Source organism: Acinetobacter albensis (genome assembly GCF_900095025.1).
Taxonomy (GTDB): domain Bacteria; phylum Pseudomonadota; class Gammaproteobacteria; order Pseudomonadales; family Moraxellaceae; genus Acinetobacter; species Acinetobacter albensis.
This window is the reverse complement of the sequence record NZ_FMBK01000015.1, coordinates 1-25,863: the sequence shown is the minus strand read 5'-3', so window position 1 is coordinate 25,863 and position 25,863 is coordinate 1. Positions and strand designations below refer to the sequence as shown.

Genomic DNA, 25,863 nt, shown 5'->3' with positions numbered 1-25,863 from the left:
AATCGAGATTAAGCTTTAGGAGGACGTAAAATTTGCTGCCAGAAACCGTTTAAATGCTGGGCTGAATAGTGAAAATTGAATTGTTGTAATTGTTGAATTTCTTCTAAATTGAATAATTTAATGGTTTGTACATCTAACCATGTACTTAAACTTTGACAATGCAACTGCGCGCACTCATGACAACTTGCATGCTGCATTTGCTCATTGGCTGAAAGGTGACAATCTAGAGCAACTGGCGATTGCGTATGCTGCGAAGCATCGTGTTGTATAAGCACTTGTAAAGTCTGTGCCTCGTGACAATTCGACATTGCCAACATTTCTGCATGACTCTGTTTTACACTCAACTCAGTCATCATGGATTGATGTACTGGTTTAACTATGGCGAAGACAGCGCTACTCCACCCAATGGCAAAAGCCATGAGGCACACAAACCAAACATGTTTGCGTAATGAAGTCAGCAATGATTCATCCTTGATGGGTCGATTCAACATTTAAAGCAGTTTAACATTAAACAAAAAAATTGATCTACTTCATCTGATCAATGAACCAAAATTTAAGTTATACACATTTCTTTAAATTTATATGAATGCCATCACACTCAGATAAAATCATGCCTAATTAAACAATAAAGCTATTTTTTAAACAGCATTATTTTTAGACAACGATGATTAAACAACCATATTTTTGAATTACTTAAACCATAAAAAAGGACTCATTTTGAATCCTTTTTATACATTTAACGTCTAATTATTAAACCATTGATCGTGCATTGTTTATAAAATAAACAAGTTATCCATATAGTTATCTACATAGATATCCATACAGTTATCCATAAACTTATCCACAGACTCAATTTCGCTTATAAAAATAACTAGATATTTATAGCACCGACTTTTGCAAGCTCTGAACGCATTTCATCAATCACCATTTTATAATCAGGTTGACCAAAAATAGCCGAACCCGCCACAAACATATCTGCACCTGCTTCGGCAATCTCGCGAATATTTGCTGGTGTTACGCCACCATCTACTTCTAAGCGAATATCACGCCCCGATGCATCAATAATTTTACGTGCTTCACGCAGTTTATCTAAAGTCATAGGAATAAACTTTTGCCCGCCAAAACCAGGGTTAACACTCATCAATAAGACTTGATCAACTTTATCAAGAACATAATCCAGATAATGTAATGGTGTCGCTGGGTTAAACACCAAACCCGCTTTTGCTCCACCCGATTTGATGAGCTGTAAAGAACGATCAATATGATGCGTCGCTTCAGGATGAAAGGTAATAATGTCTGCTCCGGCGTCCAAGAAATCACCAATCATACGATCTACGGGTGAAACCATGAGATGCACATCAATCGAGGCTTGAATACCATATTTTTTTAAGGCTTTACATATTCCCGCACCAAAAGTTAGATTTGGTACATAGTGGTTATCCATGACATCGAAATGTACTACATCTGCGCCTGCAGCAAGGACACGATCAACTTCATCACCCAAACGGGCAAAATCGGCAGATAAAATGGAAGGTGCAATTAAATATGGCTTAGACATAGGGAAAACCTGACAATCTATTCAAATTGATTTAGCACATTATAACAAATTGTACCCATATTCGGTGATTCAATCCTGTTTAACACCCTTAGATTGATTATTCCAAATTCGCAACATTGCGTTCCATTTTTTTACTTTTATGAACGCATTAATCTGTTATTTTAGCTGTACACCACAAGGTAAATGAGAATGAAAAGCAATACAACCATTAATACCTCCGAAGCTGCTCGTATCGCTAAACGCCTTTTAAATCATTGGAAACATAAGTTTGAAGTGAGTGAAACAGCAGAGAAACTGAGTATTTTTATGCCTGATGCAACGGTTAACTTAACACCTCAATCAGATGCACTCTTGGTATCGATAGAGAGCACCCTAACAGATTTGAGCCACTTGGAAAGAGTAGTTCTCGACCATCTCAACCGTATGGCACAGCAAGAGTTTATCGTCACTTGGCAGCATGAATAAATAAAGGAGAATCAGATTCTCCTTTATGATCAAAATTTGCTACATTTTTAAGTTTTAATGTTCGAGTTGTACAATATGAAATTGTAAATGTTCATCAATAAAACTTTGAATAAAATAATAGCCGTGATCGTAGCCGACATGTTCACGCAAAGTAAGTGATTGCCTGACTTGTGCGCACATCTGTTTAAATAATGCAGGATTTAACTGGGCATAAAATTGATCTTGTAATCCCTGATCAATTAGAATTTCTTTAAATACTGCACCTTTGGCTTGAATCAAAGCTGTTGCATCATGCTTTTTCCAATCACTTTGTTCAGTACCTAAATACTGAGAAAATGCTTTTTCGCCCCATGGACATTGACTTGGCGCACAAATCGGTGCAAAGGCAGACACTGACTTAAATTTTTCCGGATATTTAAAGGCCAACGTCAATGCACCATGCCCACCCATAGAATGCCCCATTATGCCAATTTTTTGGGTTTGAATAGGCAGGTTTTGGTTGACCCAATCATACAGTTCATCTGCAATAAAACTTTCCATTTGATAATGCTCGGCCCAAGGCGTTTGGGTTGCATTAATATAGAAACCTGCACCTTGACCAATATCCCAAGAATCACCTTCTGCAACCTGTTCCCCTCTTGGCGAAGTATCAGGGGTAATCATAATTAACCCTAGCTGTGCGGCTAAACGTTGTGCATGTGCCTTAATGCTAAAGGTTTCTTCCGTGCAGGTTAAACCTGCCAAATAAAAAAGTGCAGGACAAGGCTGTCCCAATAAAGCTTGTGGTGGTAAAAATACTCCCAATTTTGTTTTAGTTTTTAAGACTTGAGAATCCAATGTATAAATTCGTTGCTCACCCTCAAAACACCGATACTGCTGGGTTAATTGCATAGTCATTGTCCTTTATTGGGGTTGAACATTCAGTGACGTGTTTTCTACTTTGTGCGTCAGGTTTGTTGCAGCTGGAAATAAACGTTGTTCCAATTGTGGCAGCATAAATTCCATATTTTTGCCGATTGACCATTGTGGTTCAGATGCTTCAAAACCTTGCGCCGTTTCCCATTGTGCTACGGTTGCCTTACTTTGCTCAAATGCAGCACCAATTGAATTGTTTTCACGCATGGCCTGATCAAAAAAAGCCCGACCAAAATAGGTATAATCGGCTTCATTTGAACAACCGAAAGATGCTCGATCTGCAGCAGATGCAGTAATAATTAAGGTATTATCATCTTGTAAAGCAGGAACAAAACTGCCTGAATAACACGCTGAAATCACAATCACACGCCAACGAATACCCGACTTGTCTAAGGTTTCTTTTAACCATTTGGGATCAACATCCTTTAAATCTAAAGGTGCATTTTCCATCTCAAACTGGTTAGATAAACCATGTGAAGTCATATATAGAAAGAGAACATCACTTTCTCGATTCATCTGCTGACCAATTCGGCGTAATGCCAGTTCCATGCTAGTACGTGAAGCAATTGGTGTTTCAGTTCGTGTCGCTGGATTATTAATTAACGCAAGTGAACGACCAAAAGTCCCAAAACGTGTATCAAATTGTTCTTTAATTCGTTCTATTTCAGATTTAAATACATCTTGATAACCGGCACCTGCCACACCTAAAAAGTACCAGTGCGATTGTGCAAACTCACCATATTGCACGGCTTCTAAGGACTTATTTAAAAGTCGACTTTGCGCATAAAAAGCATCTTCAGCAAAGGTTGGCGGTATTTCTTCAACTTTCCAAATCGGTTGACTTTTAACTGACATTTGCCAAACGACTAAAGTAAAAAGCGTAGCAGCGACAATCAGTGCTCTTTCCCACCATGGCCATTTTAATTCACGTGAAAAAACCCACACAACAGCCAAACTTTGCCAGACAAATAGCACCATAAAAATCATGGGTAAATAGTCATAGAACACATAAGGCAATATATCAATGAAGCCCAAGTACTGAATAAAACTTTGTAATAAAGCAATATGGGTATCCAGCACCAGCCACAGCAATGCAGGCACGAGCATTAAACGTGGATTATTAATCCGTTGCGAAAGAAATATCCCAACAATTAGAGCAATAAAAGGCCACAACGCATAACTAATCAAACCTTGCGGGTTGAAATCGCCAACCTCGCCAGAGCTTAACCAGCTAAATAAACTATTGGCACTACCGCCTAAAATCCCCCAAAAAATCAATTGTAAAATCGAAGGACGGACAATTTGTAACGATCGGCGCGACCCCAAAAAAAGCCACATCCCTGCAGTTTGGTTACTTTTAAAATCATGCCAAAAATTAATGGAGGGTTTAAAGTCAATCATAGGATTTAGAGTTAGCTGCGCCCGCGGGTTTACCCCCTAAGTGTATGCTTAGTGGTCATTTTATCAATATTATTTTTCACTATATAACAAATTAATGCTCAATATTGAGGCATTTACCAAACTACTCTATAAGATGCTGCTGAAAATAGGCATCAAAACGGCAGGCATCTCCCGACCATTGATGTTGTGGCTCCTGTTCGGCAAGAAATACAGCCAAACGTGGACGCTTCACCACCACACGTTTGGCTATTTTTTGGGCTAAAATCAATAAATTGTTCCCAAGATCCATTTCTCCATCCTCTGGCAAAAGCAAATGCAGTAACTGCATTTGCTTTTTAACCTGAGCCTGTTTTTTAATGGCTTGCTGATTTTGATCACGTTGCGGAAACATCGGATCAAGATAAACCACATCTACCGTATTGTGTTGATGTGCTTGCTGTTTCAAATAATCAGCAGAATCAGAAAAAACCAAATGAATCCGCGCAACAATTGGACTTAAAAATGAATCTTTTTCAGCATTTTTTTGCGTATCTTCCAGCAAGGTAAATAAAATCGGATGCCGTTCAACGAGTGTGACCTGCGCACCTAAATGCGCCATCAGTAAACTGTCATGTCCCAATCCTGCAGTCGCATCAATTAAACTAGGTTTCTCACCCAAATTACATGCTCGTGCAATCATTTCAGATTTTATTGATGATCTTTTTAAGCGGGGAATTTCAGCTTTCCAGTCGGGTTGCATTTTCATGCCATCGGCGCACAGCCACAGTCCAGTCTGATCTACACATAAGCCCAATTCTGGGTTCAAACGTAAGAAGCGAGCATTGATTTTTTCAACCACGCTTAGATTGACCTGTACCCCACGATCAGAAAGCACAGCAGAATAGTGCTGTGCTTTCTCTTGAAATTCTGGTTCTACAAATAAGCGGATATCGCTTACCATAATTTCCAGCCTGTCAATGCAAAGAGTAAAATGAGGAGGCCTGAAGCAATACGATACCAAGCGAAAATCATGAAATCACGCTTTGCAACATACGCCACCAACACTCGAATTAAAATTAAGGCAGATATAAATGAAACAAGCGTTCCTGTAGCAAGCACCAGCCAATCTTGATTAGTCTTGAACACATCATAACTTTGATATAAATCTAAAAGACCTGCACCAATAATGACTGGAATGCCCAAGAAGAATGAAAATTCAGTGGCTGCTTTACGGGATACGCCTAAAAACATCGCCCCAATAATCGTTGCTCCTGAGCGTGAAGTCCCAGGAATCAGTGATAATACTTGGATTAAACCAATCCAAATGGCTTCTTTATAACTAATATTTTCCACTTCTTGTGCTTTAACAACAGGTGGATTTTTTTCAATCCAGATAATAATTAAACCACCGATAATTAAACCAATCGCCACGGCAATGTCGTTAAACAACAGCTCTTTGATGGATTGACCCAAAGTCAGTCCAATCAACACAATCGGAATTGAAGCCATAATCAGGCTAAACCCTAAACGGCGACCTTTCGGTTCTCCGGTAAACATACCCGTTGCTGCACCCCAAAGACGTGCCCAGTATTCATAAATCACTGCTGCAATTGCCCCCATTTGAATGGCAATCACAAATACATCACTTTTTTCTTTGGTCCAGAAATTCATCAGTTCCGAAGCGAGAATTAAATGTCCAGTACTCGAAATTGGTAAAAATTCGGTAATACCTTCAACAATACCCATAATTGCCGCTTTGAGCAGCAGTAAAAGATCCATAGAAAATCCTAATTATGATTTGCCCTGTTCTGGAATTTTTTTCCAAGCATTATCACGTAAATACACAGGTAATGCTTGTTCAGCACTGACCCATTTTTGTTGTTGCACGTTTAAGCGAGCAATGGTAGCAATATCTTGCGCAGTCGCACTTAAGTCTTTGTATTGTATTTGTTCAGGCTGAATTAAAGCTGAACCTGAACCGACTATTTCAAACTGAACCACTTGACTTGCATTGCTATAATTCAGAAGTTGCTCTTCATCTACTGCTTGCATAATGCCGTGTTGATCAAGCTCAAAACTCGCAATATATACTTCCTGCATTCGTGCATCGAGTACGGCCGTAACTGATTTTAATCCCAGCACCCGATAAGCTGCTTGTGCAAGTGCTTGTAAACTTGAAACAGGAACGACCGGAAGATCATTTGCCCATGCCAATGCCTGAGTCACAGCTGCATTAATTCGGACACCACTAAAAGAACCGGGACCGCGACTAAAGGCAATCGCCGTTAATTCAGATGCAGATAGGCCAAGCTGTTTAAATGCCTGATCAATCATCGGGAGAATCGTTTGCGTTTGTGCTTTTGCTCGCGCATCTAATTGGAAAAACAATTCTTGGGTTTCATCTACAATAGAGACGGAACACTGCTCATTGGCAGTTTCCAACGCCAGCAATTTCATGCACGACCTTAATTAATTTAAATGTAAAAAACGATGCATATGATACTCCACTCATCCGCACTAGGCGAGATTTTCCATCTGAGGAATACAAAAAAGCCAAGCATTTGCTTGGCTGAATAAAGTCATCAAATCACAGTTCAACTCTTTCTAAGTTCTGAAAATTCTTAAAATGTTCTGCATAATGCAGCGCGGACATTTTCAGCTTAATTTCATCGGCAGGCTCTAAAGTTTTTACTATTTGCCCCGGTGATCCCATCACGACTGAATTATCTGGAATGACCTTGCCTTCAGGAATTAATGCATTTGCCCCGATAATGCAATTCTTACCAATCACTGCATGATTTAAAATGACCGAATTAATGCCAATTAACGTATTATCTCCAATGGTACAACCATGCAGCATCGCTTGATGTCCAATCGTGACATAACTGCCTATCTGCATTTCAATTCCAGCATCGGTATGTAACACTGCATTTTCTTGCACATTGGTCAAGTCACCAATTTTTATTTTACTATTATCTGCTCGAATAACAGCACCAAACCAAACACTGACTTGCCTACCCATTTCTACTTGGCCGATGACTATTGCATTGTCTGCAACCCAACCATCCCAAGGTTGATGTAAAGCTTGTGGGGTATGCCCTTTAAATTTATACAACATTTTTCTCTATTCCTTTTCTGAGCTTATTCATCACGTTTTGTTTTATTTATACGAAAAGCAGGTGAATTTAATAAAAAAGGCCACTCCTTTTGATAATTCAATCCATATTGAAAAAGTGAAACCAGCATACGAGCTGTTAATCCCCAAACAATCTCATTTTCCACTCGCATACTGGGAAAATATAAAGATTGATGGGCATAACGTACTTCATAGGGAATAGGAGGTGCATTCATCAAGCTACTTAATGAAGCAAAGAAAATCCGATCAATTTCGGTAGGTTGAGCAATTAATTTGACTTCAGGTGGAATCAATCCAACCACAGGTTTGACTAACATTCCATTACGTGCTTTTTGCATTGGCAAATCACCAATCAATTGCACATCGAAGGGATTTAATGCTGTTTCTTCATAGGCTTCACGTAACGCCACAACGATATTACTGGTGTCTTGAGGATCTCTTTTTCCACCTGGAAATGATACTTCGCCGGCATGATTTGAAAGATAAATAGAACGGCGTGTTAGTAAAACCTTGGGATTGGATTCATTGGTAATAGCAATTAATACAGCCGCTTGAGCAGGTTTAACCCGTGGAGAAAAACGTAATCTCTGCTGTAATAATTGAGTTAATGAATCATCATCCATACGTTATTCTTCCATTATTTCTTCTTTGATTCATCATAGCTGAATTTTTCTTCCAAAAGATAGAAATGATGCTAAAGTTCGATTTTTCAGTTATGCTGATCATACCTTTATCATTGATGATGAATATGAATTTCTGTGTAATTTGTGGACATAAAACAACGGAAAAAATTCCACTAGGCGACCATCAATTGCGTCGTGTTTGTACAGATTGTGGCAATATTCATTACATCAATCCTAAAGTTATTTGTGGCGCACTGGTACTTTGGGAGAATAAAGTTTTACTTTGCCGTCGAGCCATTGAACCGCGTTACGGTTTGTGGACACTTCCAGCGGGTTATATGGAATTATTTGAAACCATGGAACAAGGTGCTGCTCGTGAGACACGAGAAGAAGCAGAGGCAGAAGTAGAAATTGAACATCTTTATTGTATGTACAATATTCCACGCATTGGTCAAATTTATGTTTTATTTAAAGCCAATTTAATCAATGGGGCATTTGGTGCAGGTGAAGAAAGTATCGAATGTCGACTCTTTGAAGAACATGAAATCCCATGGTCTGAATTGGCGTTCCCAAGTGTAGAACACACACTAAAACATTATTTTGCGGATAGAAAAAACAATACTTTTGACATGCATTTGGAAACATTAGGTTCACGTTTAGATCATACGGGCTAATTTTAAAAAAATGACGGTTATAAAGTATAAAAAAAGCTCATCCATGGATGAGCTTTTTTTATTCAAAATTACTTCATTTTTACACCATAACATGATGCTAATTTAAGCTCTAAATTTCCGCCATTTAATTGCGCCAAAGCGGTATCCGCAGGCGTTACTGCATCTTTATTATTGGTATTATAAACACCTTGGAAACTGGCTAAGCTACTGCCCCATTTAACATCAGTACTACCATCTGATTGTTTAAATCTGATTACAGCTTGTCCATTATTCACTTTTAATAATTCGGATAAGTTTAAAAGTGCCCCTCCAATGACGACATCTGCACCAGAAGATTCAGTTGAAGTTTTAATGGTAGTGTTCATGCCAACCAAAGCACCATTTATTTTCTTAAAAACATCATTGGCTAAAACCATACGCATAGAAATGGTTTTATTCTCAGTAAAGGCTCGTGCCACTGTTCCTAAGCGATATTGCTGCACATCATTACCATCTATAAATGTTGTACGATCAAAGTTGTTTTCAGTACATGCATTATTTGAAGTAGACATATCATTGTCTGTAAAGCCGGACTTCATATTCGAGCGAATATCACCATTTTCATCAATCACAATACCCAGTTTCACTTCGGGTACCGTCGTATCTGTAAATTTAAACGTCAAATCTGCATACAGAGGAAAAACATAGCTCTCGCCTACTTTCACATTATTTACAGATTTAAAAACGCTTTTATCTAAATAAGTAATTGGGAAAATTTTATATAAATCTAATGACCCTTTATAAACTTCACCTGTTGTAAAATTCTGTTGCCATTTCCCAAAATCTTTACGATCTTCAGCACTCACTGTGGTTTTCTTCGTGAGTAATTTATAAAAATTCTCTTTCCCCGCAATCATATAATCATTATACAATCTGCCTTGAGTCACAACTAAAGGTTGTGAATTAACATCTGCAATATCAAATTGATAGTTTTGATCAATTCTTTTATTCACTGGATTAATCCAATGTGATTGGGCTTGCGCTGTCATACGGACAGGTTTTACTTTGCGTATTAATTCAGCATTTATTCCACTGATGGTCGATAATGAGCCTGTCATAGGCCCTTTCCACTGTAATCCACTGCCGAAAGTATAACCTTGTCGGTCGGTAATCAACAAGAAATGCCCAAAGAGATATTGAATAGAACTGTTCGTTGTCGGAGTACAATCCTCTTTGTTACAGCCCACCAAACCATCAGAACCTGACAATAAATTACCAAATGCACCGCTGGTTGAGAATAATGAAAATTCAGGTTGGTAAACGGCTGCATTTGAAATTGTAATGAGTTTTTTCACCACTTCAAAAGCTTGATCATCGCTAATTACTGAAACATCAACCCAAGGCTTAATAATCCCAATATATTGATCGTTAATAATTTGTTGTGCTGTCACTGAACTTAAAATCAGATCTAATTTGGTTCGCATTGCATCAGTAATATAAAGCACTTGAACATCTGTAGGTTCAACAATTTTACTGTCTTGTAATGCCAAAGCCTGAAAAATCTTGGCTAATTTCATGGCTACTTTGACGGTTGGATCATCTTGGGATAAAGCAGCAGCAGGTTGATTGGTCATGCCAATTGCAATATCTAAAATAGTTAAGCGTGGCGGTTGAGCAGTACTGACTAAAGCAATTGAATTTAAATCGACTACACCCAAATTAATTTTTTTATCTTTTTCACTTTTGATGAAGAAAGACACTTTATCCCCAACTCGACAACTCCCCGTTGCAGCACCATTATTTAAACTCATAATAGAAATAAAGCTATTGATCGTGTCACTGCTACAAGTGAAATTTAATCCGTCAATTGGATAATCTAAAGCGAACTGCACACATCCTTCTGTGCCTATCGTACAAGCACCATTTTCGGTACTCGAGTCATATTCTTCAGGGACAACATTGGCACTTTCTCCACCACAACCGCTTAAAGCAGCCATTAGACTGGTGAGTGCAAAAGGTAATAAATATTTATTTTTCATCCTAAATTCTCTTTTTATAGCTTTAGCGAATTGCAATTAATTTCAATTGACCGTGATTGGTCAGTGCTCTATTTTCTAAATCTATGGCACTGGCCAAAGGTGTTAATAATAAATATTGACTGTTAACAGGCACATGAATTACGCCTTCAATTTTTTCATGAGAGCGAAAGGAAGCAGCGGTATCATGATTTTTAAAGCCACCAGCACCTTCAAGTACACAGCCCTGTGCATCCAAAAAAACCACAAATGGCCAATAAAATGTTGGATTCTGTTGGCGTGAAGCATAAGAGTTAATTTGAATATTTTGAATTGCATCAGATATTTTGACAATCTCAAAGTCAAATTGGTCTTTGAGTGGTGCACGAGGCCAAATATTGACTTCTTTATTCAAACTCACAGCTTTGGCATTTTTAATTTTTTTATCTTGAAAACATTGTTGCCCTAAGCCATTTATAGCATTTTGTTGTGATATTCGATAATAAGTGGAAGATAAAGTAATCGGTCCAGTATCTTGTTTTTGATTTTTCTTAAAAAGTGATTGTAGGATGGACTGACTCACCCCTTTTTCTCTTTCAACAAGTTGCAAACGTGTTGCACCATGCTTGATATCAATCACTCCTTCAGGCATGGCATAAAAACGCTTCTTACCTTCTAAATTAAACTCTTTATCTTCTAAATATTCATTTTTAATATATTTTTCATCATCAATAATGACAAAAGCATCACTCGCTTGTGAATTTCTATCTTGTTGTACAGTTGAAGTAATCACCTGAGTTTCAGTTTTTTTCTGCTTCTGCTCGACTTTAATCGGTGTAACTGTTTGTAGCGGTTGAACTGGCTGCGACTTTACAGGAATCTGCGGATAAGGTTCTTTTTTAATCTTGTCAATTGTCGTTTTTTTCACAGGTTTTACTAACGGCTCTTGAATTACCGCTACTTGAGGAGACTTCCGTTTTATTTCAGGTTCAGGAATAGAGGCCACTGCTGGTGGTATATTTTCTTGAAGGTCTTTTTGTGGATAAGTTTCTTTATGATTACTGTCTTGCTGCTTTTTCTCTGATGTGATTGCAACGCTAGGTTTTGACTGCATCACTTCTATTTTTTTAATTTTTGGCTGACTCGGTTGTTGCACCACTATTGGCCGCCCATCAGGTCCAATAATGGTATAAAACTCACCTGCATATGAAACAGATACTTGCATCAAACATAATGTAAGTATCGTTTTTCTTAAAGAAATCCTTTTCAATTTTTTCAATTTATTTACCATCGTGTTCTATAGTTCAATCCTAGAATCGTGACTTTAGTATCGGTTTTAATATTTAAACCCGCATATGGATTTAATAAAATATTATTGACACCTGTTTGGTTTGCTAAGCTACTGGTATTCGCTGGAATTTTATCTCGACTGCGTAAAAATCCGATAGATAAATCTAAATCAGTATCTGCATCAAATTGATACCCTACACCCAATCCAAACAATTGTGCATTGTTAATAGGAATCATGGTATTACGTTTATTATCAGGAATTGCACTGGTACGTGGCTCATAGCCTGCACGTAACTTTAAACGATCTGTGGCTGAGTATTCGAAACCAATACCAAAATTCCATGGAGAAGTAAATTCCAGAGGTAAGGCCAAAGACGCATCACCAATATTTTCAGAAAGTAATTTTGCAATTTTTAAAGCTGAAATTTGTCTGTCAAATTCAAACTTGAACTTATCCCAAGCCCGATAATCGGTCCATCCTATATCAAAATTTACTTGCAAATCAGGTAGAATTTTATATTTTATACCCGTTTGAAAATGCGCAGGATATTCAAAGTCCATTGAAACCAAACCAGATTCACTGGCAGGAATAGAGTTTGGAAAGCCGAGAATCGCAGCAAGAATTTGTCCTGTAGGTGAAGACATCAATCCTTTGATTAACTCACGAGGCGCTTTCGCATTATCAATATGGTATTTACCCTTTAAACGCATTTTCGCAGAACTTTGATACACCATACCAAAGCTAAAGTCTTCAGTCGGTTCCCACAGTACACCCAAATTATAACTTGGACTTAAGGATTGTTCTAACGCAACCTGCATTTGTCCAAAACGACCAAAGGGATTCATACCCTCTTCTGTATTACATATGCCCAGCAATAAAATGTCGGTAATAATATCTTGATTTTCTTTAAAAGGAGTACAAACCACCTCATCAATCATTCGCAACATCCCAATTAACTCATTGGGAAAACGTAAATCTGTTTTGAGTCCAATCGCTTGATAGGACATACCTACGGAAGCACCGATAGATAAATGGTCATTGACCTCATAGGCAATAGAAGGTGATAAATAGGTAATGCGCTCTAAAGCAACTTGTTGCCCCATGTAGTTACCAGCATTTCCATTTTCTGTACCAAAACCAGCAACTAAGGGTGCATAAATTGCAGTTGCGAATGTGGTTTTTGAACCAGGAGGATTATAAGCAATACCTGCAGTCGGAGCGACCATCGGAATACCTTCACCCAAATCGACCATTTTCTTTAAAATGGGAACGTACAGGCTAACGTATTCTACATCCCCATTGACGGTTCCTTTAAAATCAGTACAAATATCGGCCGCGACTTCTGGACCATCGTTACAGACTAAGGGATCGTCAGAGTAGCCAAAGACATTAAACCCCTGAGGAACTGAAAATTCTCTTTTTACATCAAAATTTGCTAGAATTCCCTGCACATCGGTTTGTAAACCTTCAATTTTCGTTAAAGCTGCAGGGTTAAAATGAATGGCACTAATCCCAGGTGGGTCTGCTGTAACAGCATTACCCATACTGAGTGACCGAATATCAACTGATAAGTTAGTGCCCAATTGAGCAAAAGACAAACTTGAACAACCCGATAATATAATTGCTACAGCTAGCGGGCGAAGTCGAATTGTGTACATACGACTACCCTCTTAGCGTAATTTCTTGCCGAAGCCTAAAATATCAAGCGGGAAAGATAGACCTAGAGAAACATCTGGTGCATCCTCCGTTAATCCAATACCCACTGTGCCATTCACAATCGTTTCTGGTGAAACACGAACACCCAACGAAATTCCGAGTGTAGAGCTGGTTTGATCAGCAGGCGAATATGATTCAATTATGCCATTAGTGTTATAAGTGAACTCAGAACCGGTATTAAAACTTTGCTGATATGACATGGTCATAGATACATCATAATTAAATGAATAAGCAAAACCAAAGGCAAAACCACCACTGATTCCAGGTTCAAATTCATCAATAATACGTGAACCACGCTTCTGATTTAAGCCAGATTCTTTAAAACCATAATTGGCAGAAACAGAAGCAAACAGCACTACTGGATCAATATATTTACGCGTGCTTGCACCTACGCCAGCAGAGTAATAACCTTTACCTGTTGATAAATCCTCTGTGGCATTAATTTCATAAGGGCTATCACCCGTTTTAGTCGATACATTACCAAATAAAATCAGTGGCAGTCTTCCCGCTTTTAAAGGGAAAGGTTCCCAACGCGCACCAAAAGAAATATCACCCAATCCTGCTGTAGAAGTATCTTTTAATAAATCTGTTTTAGCCACGAGGGGCAATGAAGCAGTAAATGTTAAATTATCTAAAACACCATACTGTGCAGTAAAATTATTAGTAATAGAATGGGTTGCATTCTCTTGAACTCGAAGTTGATATAGCTGACCTTTCGCCATTTCCGCATCAATTTGAGTATCACGATAATACGTATAATCAATATCATAAAAAGATGAAATTTCACCCTTTTTGATCAATGAATACTGTCTTTCATTTGAGGTGAAAACTTCTTGTAAATTGGCTTCTTTACTGGCATCACCTTCTTGCTGCTGTAAGGCAGAAGAAGCTTGTGAACGCTCATCTACAGGTTGAACTTCGGTTTGTGCAAGAGTTTCAGATTGTGATGGTGCTGCCACAGTATCAGTATTTTTCTGATCTGCTGCCTCACTTTTTGCAAACGTGGGCGATGCTGCTAGAGTTTCAGAACTTGATGGTGTAGAAGCAACGTCTTGTTGCTCTACAACCTCATATTCTCCAAGTGCAGGATCTTCTGCTGCATACACAACCCCAATTGTCATTTGAATACTCAAAGCCAATAAAGTTTTGTTCATCCATTTACGATTCATATTTCATCCTACCATTTTTATTTTTTTAATCTGCACTGTTAAAACGTTATTTACTTTTGTAATAAAGTCTTAAGAAATTATATGTCGGGTCACCAAAATTGGCTGAATCTTCATTTAAATTTTTATCTAACCGAATTGTTGAGGCTTTATCTGCAATTTTTTCACTATAAAATTGAGGATATTGCATATCAACAAAAGCATAGCGATTCACTGTTGCATCCTCGACATGACGTAAGTCAGCATCTTGTAAAGCCAATAGACTTTTTCTTTGCTCGGGTGCGACATTAATTAAAAAGAGCGTATTATTTTCCCAAATTTCTTTAAAACGCTGCTCATCAAAACTAATATTCCCTAAGGCAGGATCGGCGACATATACTCGACCATTTTTATACGCCTTAAAGACAACAAAATGTTTAAACCCAGCATAAGAAATAGGTACAATTGCAGGTTGAGCTTGCTTGACTAAATCTGAAAATTCGCCCTTAAAGCCACCGCTTTCTAAACCCAATGCACCAACAAAACGTTTCATATCTAAAAGAGAAAAACTGCGGCGTTGAATAATCTTTTCTGTTTCGCCAAATTTCAACAATCCATTCATGGTTTGTTGCTCAGATAACTGCGTACCAACATAACCATTGAGTAATGTCGTTAATGCTGCTGATCCACAGCTATAATCATAAGCTTGACGAACAATACCGCGAAATTGATCCACTAAAGCAGGCTTAATGAGAACTGGCTCTCTGTGCATGCGATTAAAGGAGTTTTGGCGAGAATCGAGCATTTCTGTGTAATACACAGCCTCTGCTGGTTTTTTCTTAATATCAAAGGCTTCAGTGGCAAAGTAGTACATCAATGCCGAGCCTAATGCAATCTCTAACATATCTTTTAACTTTTCTATTTATCGGCATGACGCGCCTTTGTATAATATTGTTCTAGAGCTTATGCTCTACATCCATGTAACAGAAAGATAACCTTTTTTATAAAAAAAAACAGCTTTTATTTAGCCTTTTTGAAAAATTTAACATTATTTTTGTAAAAAAAAAGCGCGTGAATTCACGCGCTTTTTTCAAACCAAATTAGTGACCAGATACTGTGATTGCAGTACCAATCACATTAGCACCGAAAGCGCCAGTTGGGTTGTAATAAGTTTTCAAACCTTGCACTTCAATATCACCAATTGAAGCAGCAGCTGAACTACCTAATTTAACACCAGAAACATAAATGTCTGTACCTGTTGTATTTTTTGTCCCAGCAACAATTTGTAAGTAACCATTATTGGTATCAGTTTTACCATAAACACTTACTTTAGCATCTACAGCCAAATCAGTAGTATTAGCAGTTGCAACTTTTATGCTATCGATATGGATTTCACCAGCTGCACGGTTAGCCGCACTAGTACCATCACCCGCACCTTGTCTAGTTGAATTATCCAAAATACCCAAGTTAGTGATTTCTAAACCACCAATCATCGTTGTATCAAGAATAATCATCGCACCTTGAGGTGAAGCACCGACTTGAATGTTGGCATCCATTTTACCAGTTTTAAGGGTTAAACCACTTAGAACTGCATTGTAGTTCGCATCATCACCACCACGACGAATCGAAGTTGCACCAACAGCAGGAGCAGCATTAGAAGCTGTAACACCAATTTCACCAATTGCAATATCTAAACCAGATACTTTCGCAGCAATATTAATAAATGCAGTGTTTCCTGTACCTGTACCAGCATCCGAATCGATAGACAAATCAGCCAAGTGCCCAGTAGCCAACATACGAGTTGTATCATAAGCAGTACCCGCAGCATTTACTGGAGCAGAAATAACGATACCATTGGTTGCAGTCGCACCAGCACCATTTCCTTTAATTGAAATAGCACCCGCAGTTGATGTACCACCAAAACCCGCTGTACCCGCTGTACCCGCTGCAGTTAAACCATTATTGTCATGAATAAATAATTTTTCAATTTCAATTTTTGAAAGACCAATCCCGATGTTAATTCCATCTTGACCAGTAGTAGCGCCCAATGTAGCATCATCCATTGCTTGCATTGCCATCGCGTTTGCGCTAATTGCTAATGAAGAAACTAAAGCAAGTTTAGTGAATTTTTTCATTTCGTACTCTCCCAAGAGTATTATTTTTTTTCGATTAGGAATCACTCGATATTCACTATTGCTGTTCTTTTTTAGTCAACAGTGAATTTTCCTTGAGTGATCTTTATTGCCTCACTAAAGTTATATCTGTGTGATGTTTTATTCAACTGTTATTGGTCGTAATATTTATGTTACCGACAAACGGTATTTACGTACTTTGTGCATAAATAGTGTTATAGAATAGCAAATATCTGTATAGCCTTTGATACTTTTATCTGTATGCACCACTCTCACATCTTTCAAAAATTATTAATTAAACAATCAATTAGCGCTGCTCAAATCCTTTCAGCTTTATCATCTTTTAACCATTTGGTTTATTTAAAAAACAACAATCAACCCGTTATTGCTTTTTTTGCTTCTGAATATCTTTTGATTAAAAATAAAATTTCTCAAAATTTTAAAAGAATTACACTCTGTCAATATCAAGAACAAACTCAATTTACAGATTTTAATTTTGTTTCCAAACCTCTCAACCAAAATAATTTACATGATTTTAAGGGCGGTTTAATTGGTTTTATTAGTTATGATCATGCGGCTCAAGAATACGTTAATCTTCAAGAAAAACTACAACCCAGCTTATTTTTAGGGGTTTATCATAGCTATTTAAAACTTACTCCTGAAGGATGGACATTTTTTAGCGATGAAGAAGAAGGAGAAGCAATATTTGAACGTGTTCAGAAAGAATTAAATCGTGAAAATAAACCTTTTTTTTTATTGAACCAACCATGTACGCCAAGTTGGGATAAAAATAACTATCTGAATGCTTTTATGCAGGTCCAAGAATATATTCAAGCAGGTGATTGCTATCAAATAAATTTAACACAGGAATTTACTGCAAAAGCTGAAGGGTTATTATTGGCAACAGCTGAAGACTTTTGGAAACTCACCGATGCCCCCTATTCAGGCTATTTAAAAATTGATGATTTTGAATTACTCAGTTGTTCCCCCGAATTATTCATTGATTTTAAACATGATCGGAAAATAATTACACGGCCGATCAAAGGAACAATGCCTCGTTATAGCGACTCTACTTTAGATGAAGGATCTAAACAAAAACTGATTCAATCTGAAAAAGATCAAGCTGAGAATCTGATGATTGTCGATTTAATGCGCAATGATTTAAGCCGTTATGCCGAAATAGGATCAGTGAATACAACTCAACTTTTTGAAATTGAGTCCTTTAAGCAAGTTCATCATATGGTCAGTGAAATTACAGCAACACTAAAAGAATCTGTTTCCCCGTTAGATGTACTGATGTCCGCACTGCCTGGTGGTTCAATTACTGGTGCACCTAAAATTCGTGCCATGCAAATTATTGATGAACTTGAAGTGGCACCACGTGGTGCTTACTGCGGTAGTTTGGGTTATTTTAATGTTGATGGGACAGGTTCTTGGAATATTTTAATTCGCTCTATTCAAAAATATCAAGAAAATGTTTCATTGTGGGCCGGTGGCGGCATCACTATTGCTTCCGATGCCGATGCCGAATATCAAGAATGCTTTGATAAAGTTTCTGCGATGCTGGATTTACTCAATCATTATGCAAAAAAGAAATAAAAAAGCGAACCATCAAATGAGCGTTCGCTTTAAATTAATCTTTATCTTTTTGCAATCAGATACTGAATAATAAAATTAAACCAAGATATTATTTTTTAAAGTATCTATTAAACGCTGATTTTGCTCATCGGTACCAACCGTAATACGTAAATATTGATTAATACGCGGCTTATTAAAATAGCGGACAATAATGCCATGCTCTCTTAATTCTGCAGCTAACTCACCGGCATCTTTTTCTGCTAGTGTTGCAAAAATAAAATTAGCTTTTGATGGTAAAACCTTAAAACCTAATTCCACCAAATCATTCACTAAATTTTCACGACTATCGATCACTCTTTGACATTGTGTTTCGAAATAAGCTTGATCTTCAAAGGAAGCAACTGCTGCTACTATTGCGAAACGATCGATTGGATATGAATTAAAACTATTTTTAACTGCTTCTAAGGCCGTAATCAAATGCGGCTGTGCAATCGCGAAACCTACTCTTAAACCCGCAAGTGAACGCGACTTTGAAGTCGTTTGACAGACCACCAAATTGTCATATTTTTTAGTCAATTGGATTGCAGATTCAGCACCAAAATCGACATAGGCTTCATCAATCACGATGACCGAATTTGGATTTGATTGAAGTAACTGTTCAATTGCAGATATACCAAGTGCAATACTGGTCGGGGCATTTGGATTAGTAATAATGATGCCGCCATTGGCTTGCTTATAGTCATCTACTTCAATTTCAAAATCTTCATTTAAAGGTAAAATTTTGGTTTTAACACCAAAAAACTGACTATAAACAGGATAAAAACTATAAGTAATATCTGCATACAACAAAGGTAAATCTTGTACAAAAAATGCTTTAAAAATATGGGCTAATACTTCATCAGATCCATTTCCGACAAAGACGTTGCTCATATCAACATTTTGTTGTTGTGCAATGGCTCGTTTTAATTCTGATGCATCTGAATCAGGATATAAACGCAGAACATCGGCTGCATTTTCTAAAACACCCTGTACAGCGGCAACCACTTTGGGTGAAGGTGGATAAGGATTTTCATTGGTGTTTAATTTCAATAAATTCTGAATTTTTGGCTGCTCACCTGGAATATACGGTTCAAGTTCACGTATGCTCGGGCTCCAAAAACGCATTTGCTCTGTTGTAATTTTCATTTTTTAATATCTCGATTAAATCTGTTATAGGCTTAAAAAAAGGCCGATCAATCAGCCTTTTTTCAATCAAAACTTATTGATAACGATAGCGTGCAGAACGTGCATGCGCATCTAAGTTTTCTTCTTGCGCCAAGATATCTGCTGTTTTGGCCAATGTCTTCACACCTTGTTGCGAGCACATGATTAAACTTGAACGCTTTTGGAAGTCATAGACGCCAAGTGGTGATGAAAAGCGTGCTGTACCAGAGGTTGGTAATACGTGGTTTGGCCCTGCACAATAATCACCAATCGCTTCAGGCGTATAACGGCCCATAAAAATTGCACCAGCATGGCGAATTTGTTCTGCCATTTGCTCGGCTTCATCTAAACAAAGTTCTAAATGTTCCGGTGCGACTTGGTTAATCAAATCAATGGCTTCTTGACGATCTTTTACCAAAATCAAAGCACCACGATTTTTAATAGAAGTACGAGCAATTTCAGCTTTGGGTAAATTGGCTAAATGTTCTTCAATCGCTTGTTCAACTTCATTTAGCAGTTGCTCATCTGGTGTAATAAAAATCGCTTGTGCAACGGTGTCATGTTCTGCTTGTGACAATAAGTCCATCGCTAACCATTGAGCATTATTCTGACCTTCGGCATAAACCAAAATTTCAGAAGGCCCAGCAATCATATCAATGCCAACTTGACCGAATACGGCACGTTTTGCTGCAGCAACAAAACGGTTCCCAGGACCAGTAATTTTATCTACACTTGGAATCGTTTCTGTTCCATAAGCCAGTGCAGCCACAGCTTGTGCACCGCCTATGGTAAATACTCGACTTACACCGGCCAAATAGGCAGCAGCTAACACAAGTGGATTTAACTCACCCTTTGGCGCAGGAACCACCATAATAATTTCAGGTACGCCCGCAACATGAGCAGGAATTGCATTCATCAAGACTGAGGATGGATAAGACGCTAAACCACCAGGTACATAAATTCCAACCCGGTCAAGCGCTGTAATTTTTTGACCTAAGGTATTCCCCAAATCATCTATATAAGTCCAGCCTTCTTGTTTCTGAGCTTGATGAAACTCACGAATTCGATTCGCTGCCAACTCTAAAGCTTCGCGGACGTGATAATCCAAACCATCAAAAGCAATTTCTAATTGTTGTTGAGTCAGTTCAAGTTCTGAGAATTGATGCGCAGGATTTCGATCGAACTGTTGAGTCAATTTAAGAACATGAGCATCGCCATATTGACGAACATCAGCAATGATTTGCTCTACAGTTTTTAAAAGTTCAGGGTCACTCACTGTTTCAAAAGCCAATAATTCAGCAAATATTTGCTTAAAGCTTTGATCTTGAGTCGATAAACGTCGCATCAATTTACCCACAAGGTTGAATATGGAAAAGTTAAGTTTACCTTGTTTCCTAAAGTTTGTGGGTAGCAATCACGCATCTATTCATGCTGTTTTAACAAAAAAAAGGACGAAAACAGCAAATATTTTTTTCACCCGTCGATTTAAAATGAGTATAAAAAAAACCGCCACAGTGTGACGGTTTTTCGAAGTGGTATATATGAATACTAGTTTTTACTTTCACGCGCTTCAACTGCTTTTTCAAGCTGAGTCAAAATTGGATTTAATAAAGCTTGTTTGCGTTTAAAACTGGCTTTATTCACAATAAGGCGTGAAGAAACCTTACAAATTTCTTCAAGTGGCTCAAGACCATTGGCACGCAATGTATTACCTGTATCGACCACATCAACAATGTAGTCGCCCAATCCCACTAAGGGTGCAAGTTCCATCGAGCCATACAGTTTAATGACATCTACTTGTTCACCTAAACTCGCATAGTATTGACGCGTTAAATTGACATACTTAGTTGCAATTTTTAAACGGCCTTTTGGACGAACCATGCCAACTTTGCCTGCTGTCATGAGTTTACAGTTGGCAATTTTTAAATCCAGCGGTTCATACACATTTTGCGCGCCATGTTCCATCAGCACATCTTTACCTGCCACACCTAAATCAGCTGCACCGTTCTCTACATAAGTCGGTACATCAGAAGCACGTAAAATCAAAATACGGACTTGCTTATGCGTAGTGGGGAAAATCAATTTACGTGATTTATCTGGATCTTCCAGCAAGTTAATGCCTGCTGTTTCAAGCAATGGTAAAGTTTCTTTTAAGATACGCCCTTTGCTTAATGCTAAAGTTAAACCATGATCAAAATTGCCGATTACGTCAAAGTTTGGATCATCGTTTCTCATATCGCTCATGCACTTACTCGCTTAATTCGGGCACCTAAACCCTGTAACTTCGCTTCAATATCTTCATAACCGCGGTCAATATGATAAATACGGTCAATCAATGTTTCTCCGTCCGCAGCCAAGGCCGCTAGAACCAAAGAAAATGAAGCACGTAAATCTGTTGCCATCACAGGAGCAGCAGACAGTTTTTCTACGCCTGTCACTACTGCATCATTACCTTCAACCTGAATATTTGCGCCCATACGTGACAATTCAGGGACATGCATAAAACGGTTTTCAAAAATCGTTTCTGAAATAGTGGCAAATCCACGACCAATCGCATTTACAGCCATAATCTGTGCTTGCATATCCGTTGGAAATTCTGGATGTGGAAGTGTCTGAAAACTCACAGCTTTCGGACGTTTACCCATCATGTCCAGTTCAATCCAATCATCACCACGCGTTACTTCTGCACCCATTTCTTCGAATTTATCTAAAACAGCTTCAAGTAAAGATGGGTCGGTATGGGTAGTTTTAATTTTACCACCAGTGATTGCGGCAGCAGCAAGATATGAACCTGTCTCAATACGATCAGCCACCACGGCATATTCACAACCATGCAAGCTTTCTACACCAGTCACCACCAAAGTGTCAGTATCTAAACCTTCAATTTTTGCACCCATGGCAATCAGCATTTGTGCAAGGTCAGTAATTTCAGGCTCACGAGCAGCATTGCGTATGGTGGTGACACCTTCAGCCAAAGCCGCAGCCATAAGAATATTTTCTGTTCCACCGACAGTAACCATATCAAAAATAACTTCACCGCCTTTAAGACGTCCATTAACTTTGGCATGCACATAACCATTTTCAACTTCTATTTCAGCACCTAAAGCCTCTAAGGCTTTCAAGTGTTGATCTACGGGACGTGAACCAATCGCACAGCCGCCTGGAAGTGATACTTGCGCACTCCCATAACGTGCAAGCAATGGGCCAAGCACCAAAATCGAAGCACGCATGGTTTTCACCAACTCATAAGGTGCAAACTGATTATCCAGTGTTGACGTATCGGCTTTTACCGTATCACCTTCATACGACATCTGAATGCCAAGTCCAGCAATCAGTTTGACTAATGTACTTACATCTTTTAAATGTGGAACATTGGTCAACGTCGTTGGTGTATCAGCCAGAATCATAGCTGCAAGTAAAGGCAAGGCTGCATTTTTTGCACCCGATATACGCACTTCACCTTCGAGCGTAACACCGCCCTGAATTAAAAATTTATCCATTTATTTTTAAGCTCCGAATAAGCTTGCTTTACGCCATTCTTCTTGAGTCATTGCACGAATAGTGACGGCATGTACTTCGCCGCTGGCAATATATGAATTTAACGGAGCATAAACCGTTTGTTGACGTGCAACTGGGCGCTTTCCTTCAAATTGTGCATCTACGATTCGAAGATCAAACTTACCGCCTTGCCCACTAACTGCAACTTCAGCCTCTGGAAAAGCAGCTTTTAAAATTTCAGTGAGCTGTTCACTATTCATCACAAAGACCTCTTATAGGATCAACGGTGTAAAACCTGCCATTTTACTATAAATATGGAAAATAAATCAGGAATGTCTTACATTTTATATATAAAAAAAGAGGTCTTTATAAAACCTCTTTTTATTCAAAATAAATCAAATATTCACTAAGGGGGGAACAATAGCCTGCATTTCACGATGCTTATGAAGTTGTCTTTTTAATTTATCTGTTAATTTTTTAATCGAAGTATACATATCATCAGCACTGGCCTGAGCAAACATTTCAATCCCAGGCAAACGTATAATTGCCTCCGCAATATGGTTAGCACTGCCTTTTTTAGAATGTTTATCAATCTGATGATCTTTTGAAAGCTTCACCTGCATACTATTAACTTGATCTAAATGTTTGATCATTTGCCCAAATTTAAGGCGAATATCTTCTTCAATGGCAGGAGTAATCGTTAAATGGTGACCACGAATTGTTATTTGCATAATTCTATCCCTCACCTTCTTTTAGGATAATAAAAGAATAATCGGGCTGAGTTAATGAAAGTAAAATTTTATCTGCTTCACATTAAATCATTGCAACTATTCCTTAAGTAAAAAGAGATTCATTAGGTTGTCATAATGAATCTCTAGAATAGCCATATTTTAAATTTTAGATCAAGACTTTTCGTTCAGATGATGAGGGAATATGTAACGACTCTCGATATTTTGCGACTGTTCTTCGCGCGACATCAATACCATCATCTTTTAATAAATTAGCAATAATATTATCTGACAAAGGTTTACGCGGATTTTCTTCAGCAATTAATTTTTTTATTTTAGCACGAATGGCAATTGAGGAAGCCTCTCCCCCAGTGGTTGTAGACACATGACTGGAGAAAAAATACTTTAATTCAAATAAACCACGCGGAGTGAGCATATATTTATTGGTCGTGACTCGTGAAACAGTAGATTCATGTAATTCTACTTCCTCTGCAATATCACGCAGTATCAAAGGCTTCATCCCTTCAGCACCGATTTCCAAAAATCTTTTCTGATGCTCCACGATACAAGTCGCAACTTTTAATAAAGTTTTATGACGCTCATCTACACTTTTAATAAAATTTTTGGCATCCAACATTTGATTACGCAAATATTGATTGTCATTGCTTTGATCAGCGCGTCGAATCATATTGGCATAAAACGAATTGATTCTTAATTTTGGAATCACATCAGGATTTAATTTAACCTGCCAATGATTGTTCTTTTTCATCACCACTACATCGGGTATTTGATAGTCTGAATCTTTATTCTCAAACTCCATTCCTGGATAAGCTTTTAACGTTTTTAATAATTCCACCGAAGATTTCAATTGTTCTTGATTTAAACCTGTTTGCTTGATCAATTTTTGTAATTCATTTGAAATTAATAACTCATAATGAGCCAATAAAATGATTGCTTCACGACGATATGGTGTTTCTGATGGCAAACTTTCCAATTGTACCAATAAGCATTCAGCCAAATTACGCGATGCGACACCAGGCGGATCAAGTCGTTGAATATGCTTTAAGACAACAACAACTTCATCATTTTCGACTTCAGCCGCATAATCCATAGAGTCCAGTAAATACTGAACGGATGTCGTAATTTCATCGAGATCAGCATCTAAAAAGCCTTTTTCATCCAAAGCATCCACAATACAATGGGCAATTAAATTATCCACTGGCGAAAAATGTAATAAATTAATTTGTTCAAGCATATGTTCTTTTAAACCCAGATGACCGTGACGATTATCTTCACGCTCCTCATATTCGGGTGAACCTAAACTTGTTGGTTGATGGGTATAAATATCATCCCAATCTGTATCTACAGCCAATTCATCAGGAAGTGTATTTGCATTTAATTCATTGGTAAGATCTTTATTTTCATGTTCATTTTCTTTCTGCTCTAAAGAAGCTAAACTCTCAATATTTAACTGATCCTCTACTTTATCTAATAGCGGATTACTATCGAGTTGAAGTTGAATTTCTTGTTCAAGTTCCAAACTAGATAACTGAAGTAAACGAATGGCCTGCTGTAACTGCGGTGTAAGCGATAAAGAGTTAGCAACTTTTAATCCAACCGATAACTTCATACAATTCCTAAATTTTTAAAATTATTTACAAGCAATTTTTATGCCTAATTATATTTTTATAGCATATAACTTAAAAAATTCCTACAAATGCTGTTCGTTATTATTTATTTATTTCACTTTCCAGCTTTTTAAATTATGTATAGAAAAACCCCCCTCAGTCTTTTGACTGAGGGGGGTTTAGAATAATGAGCTGGCGA

25 protein-coding genes are annotated in these 25,863 nt (G+C 37.9%); 3 read left to right on the top strand and 22 right to left on the bottom strand.

From position 1 onward, the window contains the following. Positions 1–8 precede the first annotated feature (8 nt). Entirely contained in the window at positions 9–461 is a 453-nt protein-coding gene (locus tag GA0116959_RS12390; protein WP_092720938.1) for a hypothetical protein, read from the bottom strand. Between the two features lie 410 nt (positions 462–871). Further along, the gene (gene rpe, locus GA0116959_RS12385; RefSeq protein WP_092720937.1) at positions 872–1,558 is read right to left on the bottom strand and encodes a ribulose-phosphate 3-epimerase; all 687 of its coding nucleotides are present in this window, start codon (positions 1,556–1,558) and stop codon (positions 872–874) included. Positions 1,559–1,747: 189 nt separating this feature from the next. On the opposite strand from rpe, the gene GA0116959_RS12380 reads away from it, so the two are divergent. Continuing rightward, positions 1,748–2,023, top strand: coding sequence for a DUF2218 domain-containing protein (locus GA0116959_RS12380; protein ID WP_092720936.1), 276 nt, complete (start codon positions 1,748–1,750; stop codon positions 2,021–2,023). A 54-nt stretch (positions 2,024–2,077) separates the two neighbouring features. Here the strand turns inward: GA0116959_RS12380 and fghA are convergent, their stop codons facing one another. The 7 genes from fghA to GA0116959_RS12345 form a co-directional block, all read right to left on the bottom strand. Further along, the gene (gene fghA, locus GA0116959_RS12375; protein ID WP_092720935.1) at positions 2,078–2,914 is read right to left on the bottom strand and encodes an S-formylglutathione hydrolase; all 837 of its coding nucleotides are present in this window, start codon (positions 2,912–2,914) and stop codon (positions 2,078–2,080) included. A gap of 12 nt (positions 2,915–2,926) precedes the next feature. Next, positions 2,927–4,339, bottom strand: a complete 1,413-nt coding sequence (locus GA0116959_RS12370; protein WP_092720934.1) for a C13 family peptidase — start codon at positions 4,337–4,339, stop codon at positions 2,927–2,929. Between the two features lie 121 nt (positions 4,340–4,460). Then, on the bottom strand, positions 4,461–5,279 hold the full coding sequence (locus GA0116959_RS12365) for a class I SAM-dependent methyltransferase (protein WP_092720933.1): 819 nt from the start codon (positions 5,277–5,279) through the stop codon (positions 4,461–4,463). Then, positions 5,273–6,097: an undecaprenyl-diphosphate phosphatase gene (locus tag GA0116959_RS12360; RefSeq protein ID WP_053578661.1), complete on the bottom strand. Its 825-nt coding sequence runs from the start codon at positions 6,095–6,097 to the stop codon at positions 5,273–5,275. Before GA0116959_RS12360 ends, GA0116959_RS12365 begins: the two co-directional genes overlap by 7 nt. 12 nt (positions 6,098–6,109) lie before the next feature. After that, a complete protein-coding gene (gene tsaB, locus GA0116959_RS12355) occupies positions 6,110–6,775 on the bottom strand; it encodes a tRNA (adenosine(37)-N6)-threonylcarbamoyltransferase complex dimerization subunit type 1 TsaB (protein WP_092720932.1) in 666 nt (221 codons plus the stop codon). 130 nt (positions 6,776–6,905) lie between these two features. Further along, positions 6,906–7,436, bottom strand: coding sequence for a gamma carbonic anhydrase family protein (locus GA0116959_RS12350; protein WP_092720931.1), 531 nt, complete (start codon positions 7,434–7,436; stop codon positions 6,906–6,908). Positions 7,437–7,459: 23 nt separating this feature from the next. Further along, entirely contained in the window at positions 7,460–8,077 is a 618-nt protein-coding gene (locus tag GA0116959_RS12345; protein WP_053578664.1) for an NUDIX hydrolase, read from the bottom strand. Positions 8,078–8,202: 125 nt separating this feature from the next. Between GA0116959_RS12345 and GA0116959_RS12340 the strand changes: the two genes are divergently transcribed. Beyond that, positions 8,203–8,751, top strand: a complete 549-nt coding sequence (locus tag GA0116959_RS12340; protein WP_171250311.1) for an NUDIX hydrolase — start codon at positions 8,203–8,205, stop codon at positions 8,749–8,751. Positions 8,752–8,819: 68 nt separating this feature from the next. Here GA0116959_RS12340 and filF read toward each other — a convergent pair whose 3' ends face one another. From filF to filA, 6 genes are all read right to left on the bottom strand, one after another. After that, positions 8,820–10,769, bottom strand: a complete 1,950-nt coding sequence (gene filF, locus GA0116959_RS12335) for a putative pilus system protein FilF (RefSeq protein ID WP_092720930.1) — start codon at positions 10,767–10,769, stop codon at positions 8,820–8,822. Positions 10,770–10,791: 22 nt separating this feature from the next. Next, entirely contained in the window at positions 10,792–12,036 is a 1,245-nt protein-coding gene (filE, locus tag GA0116959_RS12330) for a putative pilus assembly protein FilE (protein ID WP_141684233.1), read from the bottom strand. Beyond that, entirely contained in the window at positions 12,030–13,694 is a 1,665-nt protein-coding gene (gene filD / locus GA0116959_RS12325) for a putative pilus system OmpP1/FadL family transporter FilD (RefSeq protein ID WP_092720928.1), read from the bottom strand. Before filD ends, filE begins: the two co-directional genes overlap by 7 nt. Before the next feature lie 12 nt (positions 13,695–13,706). Then, positions 13,707–14,921 carry a putative pilus system protein FilC gene (gene filC, locus GA0116959_RS12320; protein ID WP_092720927.1) on the bottom strand — a complete coding sequence of 405 codons (1,215 nt, stop codon included), beginning with the start codon at positions 14,919–14,921 and terminating at the stop codon, positions 13,707–13,709. 46 nt (positions 14,922–14,967) lie between these two features. Beyond that, positions 14,968–15,801 (bottom strand): putative pilus system C39 family peptidase FilB, encoded by an 834-nt coding sequence (gene filB / locus GA0116959_RS12315; RefSeq protein ID WP_053578669.1) that lies wholly within the window; start codon positions 15,799–15,801, stop codon positions 14,968–14,970. A 196-nt stretch (positions 15,802–15,997) separates the two neighbouring features. Continuing rightward, positions 15,998–17,032, bottom strand: coding sequence for a putative pilus system protein FilA (gene filA, locus GA0116959_RS12310; RefSeq protein WP_092720926.1), 1,035 nt, complete (start codon positions 17,030–17,032; stop codon positions 15,998–16,000). Between the two features lie 258 nt (positions 17,033–17,290). On the opposite strand from filA, the gene GA0116959_RS12305 reads away from it, so the two are divergent. Further along, positions 17,291–18,628 carry an anthranilate synthase component I family protein gene (locus GA0116959_RS12305; RefSeq protein WP_092720925.1) on the top strand — a complete coding sequence of 446 codons (1,338 nt, stop codon included), beginning with the start codon at positions 17,291–17,293 and terminating at the stop codon, positions 18,626–18,628. 75 nt (positions 18,629–18,703) lie between these two features. Here GA0116959_RS12305 and hisC read toward each other — a convergent pair whose 3' ends face one another. The 7 genes from hisC to GA0116959_RS12270 all read right to left on the bottom strand — a co-directional run bounded on the left by hisC (position 18,704) and on the right by GA0116959_RS12270 (position 25,666). Continuing rightward, positions 18,704–19,792 carry a histidinol-phosphate transaminase gene (gene hisC / locus GA0116959_RS12300; RefSeq protein ID WP_092720924.1) on the bottom strand — a complete coding sequence of 363 codons (1,089 nt, stop codon included), beginning with the start codon at positions 19,790–19,792 and terminating at the stop codon, positions 18,704–18,706. A gap of 73 nt (positions 19,793–19,865) precedes the next feature. Then, positions 19,866–21,167, bottom strand: coding sequence for a histidinol dehydrogenase (gene hisD, locus GA0116959_RS12295; RefSeq protein WP_171256917.1), 1,302 nt, complete (start codon positions 21,165–21,167; stop codon positions 19,866–19,868). Positions 21,168–21,358: 191 nt separating this feature from the next. Beyond that, positions 21,359–22,054, bottom strand: coding sequence for an ATP phosphoribosyltransferase (hisG, locus tag GA0116959_RS12290; RefSeq protein WP_053578674.1), 696 nt, complete (start codon positions 22,052–22,054; stop codon positions 21,359–21,361). Next, the gene (gene murA / locus GA0116959_RS12285; protein ID WP_092720923.1) at positions 22,051–23,310 is read right to left on the bottom strand and encodes a UDP-N-acetylglucosamine 1-carboxyvinyltransferase; all 1,260 of its coding nucleotides are present in this window, start codon (positions 23,308–23,310) and stop codon (positions 22,051–22,053) included. Before murA ends, hisG begins: the two co-directional genes overlap by 4 nt. Before the next feature lie 6 nt (positions 23,311–23,316). Continuing rightward, positions 23,317–23,568, bottom strand: a complete 252-nt coding sequence (ibaG, locus tag GA0116959_RS12280; protein ID WP_053578676.1) for a BolA family iron metabolism protein IbaG — start codon at positions 23,566–23,568, stop codon at positions 23,317–23,319. Positions 23,569–23,703: 135 nt separating this feature from the next. Beyond that, a complete protein-coding gene (hpf, locus tag GA0116959_RS12275) occupies positions 23,704–24,039 on the bottom strand; it encodes a ribosome hibernation-promoting factor, HPF/YfiA family (protein WP_053578677.1) in 336 nt (111 codons plus the stop codon). A gap of 166 nt (positions 24,040–24,205) precedes the next feature. After that, positions 24,206–25,666 (bottom strand): RNA polymerase factor sigma-54, encoded by a 1,461-nt coding sequence (locus tag GA0116959_RS12270; RefSeq protein ID WP_092720922.1) that lies wholly within the window; start codon positions 25,664–25,666, stop codon positions 24,206–24,208. Between the last annotated feature and the right edge of the window lie 197 nt (positions 25,667–25,863).

Coding starts and splice junctions, on each gene's coding strand:
- rpe (WP_092720937.1), bottom strand. CDS start 1,558: ATGTCTAAGCCATATTTAATTGCACCTTCCATTTTATCTGCCGATTTT.
- GA0116959_RS12380 (WP_092720936.1), top strand. CDS start 1,748: ATGAAAAGCAATACAACCATTAATACCTCCGAAGCTGCTCGTATCGCT.
- fghA (WP_092720935.1), bottom strand. CDS start 2,914: ATGCAATTAACCCAGCAGTATCGGTGTTTTGAGGGTGAGCAACGAATT.
- GA0116959_RS12370 (WP_092720934.1), bottom strand. CDS start 4,339: ATGATTGACTTTAAACCCTCCATTAATTTTTGGCATGATTTTAAAAGT.
- GA0116959_RS12365 (WP_092720933.1), bottom strand. CDS start 5,279: ATGGTAAGCGATATCCGCTTATTTGTAGAACCAGAATTTCAAGAGAAA.
- GA0116959_RS12360 (WP_053578661.1), bottom strand. CDS start 6,097: ATGGATCTTTTACTGCTGCTCAAAGCGGCAATTATGGGTATTGTTGAA.
- tsaB (WP_092720932.1), bottom strand. CDS start 6,775: ATGAAATTGCTGGCGTTGGAAACTGCCAATGAGCAGTGTTCCGTCTCT.
- GA0116959_RS12350 (WP_092720931.1), bottom strand. CDS start 7,436: ATGTTGTATAAATTTAAAGGGCATACCCCACAAGCTTTACATCAACCT.
- GA0116959_RS12345 (WP_053578664.1), bottom strand. CDS start 8,077: ATGGATGATGATTCATTAACTCAATTATTACAGCAGAGATTACGTTTT.
- GA0116959_RS12340 (WP_171250311.1), top strand. CDS start 8,203: ATGAATTTCTGTGTAATTTGTGGACATAAAACAACGGAAAAAATTCCA.
- filF (WP_092720930.1), bottom strand. CDS start 10,769: ATGAAAAATAAATATTTATTACCTTTTGCACTCACCAGTCTAATGGCT.
- filE (WP_141684233.1), bottom strand. CDS start 12,036: ATGGTAAATAAATTGAAAAAATTGAAAAGGATTTCTTTAAGAAAAACG.
- filD (WP_092720928.1), bottom strand. CDS start 13,694: ATGTACACAATTCGACTTCGCCCGCTAGCTGTAGCAATTATATTATCG.
- filC (WP_092720927.1), bottom strand. CDS start 14,921: ATGAATCGTAAATGGATGAACAAAACTTTATTGGCTTTGAGTATTCAA.
- filB (WP_053578669.1), bottom strand. CDS start 15,801: ATGTTAGAGATTGCATTAGGCTCGGCATTGATGTACTACTTTGCCACT.
- filA (WP_092720926.1), bottom strand. CDS start 17,032: ATGAAAAAATTCACTAAACTTGCTTTAGTTTCTTCATTAGCAATTAGC.
- GA0116959_RS12305 (WP_092720925.1), top strand. CDS start 17,291: ATGCACCACTCTCACATCTTTCAAAAATTATTAATTAAACAATCAATT.
- hisC (WP_092720924.1), bottom strand. CDS start 19,792: ATGAAAATTACAACAGAGCAAATGCGTTTTTGGAGCCCGAGCATACGT.
- hisG (WP_053578674.1), bottom strand. CDS start 22,054: ATGAGCGATATGAGAAACGATGATCCAAACTTTGACGTAATCGGCAAT.
- murA (WP_092720923.1), bottom strand. CDS start 23,310: ATGGATAAATTTTTAATTCAGGGCGGTGTTACGCTCGAAGGTGAAGTG.
- ibaG (WP_053578676.1), bottom strand. CDS start 23,568: ATGAATAGTGAACAGCTCACTGAAATTTTAAAAGCTGCTTTTCCAGAG.
- hpf (WP_053578677.1), bottom strand. CDS start 24,039: ATGCAAATAACAATTCGTGGTCACCATTTAACGATTACTCCTGCCATT.
- GA0116959_RS12270 (WP_092720922.1), bottom strand. CDS start 25,666: ATGAAGTTATCGGTTGGATTAAAAGTTGCTAACTCTTTATCGCTTACA.